Annotated in this window: 1 protein-coding gene; it reads right to left on the minus strand. The window is 24.6% G+C overall.

Annotated elements, in window-relative coordinates; genetic code table 11:
- Positions 1-536: 536 nt before the first annotated feature.
- Entirely contained in the window at positions 537-785 is a 249-nt protein-coding gene (locus KTF99_RS16755) for a hypothetical protein (protein ID WP_008792846.1), read from the minus strand.
- Positions 786-1,262 lie beyond the last annotated feature (477 nt).

A 1,262-nucleotide genomic window follows, 5' to 3' on the forward strand; every position in this document is an offset into this window, starting at 1 on the left:
ATGTAGATTATTATTCATTTAACCTCTGGAAAAATAAAGGAATATTTGTTTTAACTCCTAAAGAAATAGATGCTTTATATGATGCAATAAGTCATGTATGTAAATGATGTAATACTGGACAATATTGAAGAGTGGCATAGGATGATTTGCCATTTTGATATAATTGTTAAAAAAAGCCAAGCTAAAAATTATTAAAGAAATAATCAGTATATATTATGAATTTTTTTATGAAATAGTAAAATTTATAGCGAAATATGTGTAGTGTACCTATTATGTTAGTTTAAAAGAGGTAAAATACAAAGACTTTCTATTTATATAATATATTAAGTCATGTAGAATACCTCATTTTAGGCTTATGATATATTATTGGAAATTTGTAAAATTAATAAATAACGAATGATAATGCCATATAAATTTATTGATATATAGTTCTTTTACTCTTTTGTATTAGTTATGTCTTTGTGTCAAATAAGAGTATGTTAATGTAAATGCTTTAATATAGTACGTTTATTTTTTTATCATAGAATAGTAGGCATTTACCAATAAATACACTCAGCTTTTCCTGTATTTTTATCTACATACGAATATATCTCTTCACCATCGTCGAAATATGCTGTGAAAATAATTTTAGAATATGTTTCAGTCATTGTAATTTCAGGAGTCTCTCCATTATTGAAGTCATATTTTCCTAAGCTCACCGTACTAGAAGCTGATAATGGTGTGATCAAAAATGTAGATGCTAAAATAAAACTTAGAGAAATAATTAATAATTTTTTCAATTTCATATATGTCACCATCCTTAAATTTGTAGATATTTTTATAGCATTATCTCTCACTAATATTGTATTCTACTTATTTATTATTTTCGATTTATATGATAAAAAACATTGGATTAATCAATTTTTTTGCGTTGACCGAATTTTTTCTTTGCTGCTATGTTGTTGAATATGAAATATTAAGAAATATATAAATAAAATTTCCTTATTATATTGAAAAGCTTGTTTTAATATGCTAAAAAATACAATCTTTTAACCTATAGAAAAATAAAGGAATATTTGTATTTTTTATATAGCGATTCTAAACCTGTATTATATAATTCTTCTCCTTTACCTCCTATTGATTACGTGTGTGAAGCTATAGGCTTTGAAAATAATGAAGAGGAAATAGTTTGTGCCTGGATAATGGAATTAGTTCAGGCGATATCTATTAAATAATTTTGTGTAAACTGATCCTCCAATGGTAGAATGAAATTAACTACCAAA

This window comes from Erysipelatoclostridium sp. MSK.7.34, from assembly GCF_019041935.1.
GTDB classification, from domain to species: domain Bacteria; phylum Bacillota_I; class Bacilli_A; order Erysipelotrichales; family Coprobacillaceae; genus Thomasclavelia; species Thomasclavelia ramosa.